We start from the raw sequence: 255 nt of genomic DNA on the forward strand, positions 1-255 counted from the left end.
TGGAAGTTTGGCTGCGCAACAGACTGCTGACACTATCGACACAATCCGAGACCACCAAGGCCATCAACTACATGCTCAACCAGTGGCATGCGTTGAACTATTACTGTGAAGATGGCGTGGCCGAGATGGATAACAACATTGCCGAGAATGCGTTACGGGGTTGCTGCCTGGGCCGCAAGAACTTCCTGTTTCTTGGGTCGGACAGCGGTGGTGAGCGAGCTGCTGCCATGCATAGCCTGATCGGTACAGCGAAGA

General features: G+C 54.1%; 1 protein-coding gene. It reads left to right on the forward strand.

Features of this window, described 5'->3' with window-relative positions; all coding sequences use genetic code 11:
* Positions 1-255, forward strand: a 255-nt coding sequence (locus H8K47_RS18880; protein ID WP_186882740.1) for an IS66 family transposase, incomplete at both ends; no start/stop codon positions are given.

Origin of the sequence: Cognatundibacterium rugosum (assembly GCF_014284365.1) — a bacterium.
Lineage (GTDB): Bacteria > Pseudomonadota > Gammaproteobacteria > Burkholderiales > Burkholderiaceae_D > Undibacterium > Undibacterium rugosum.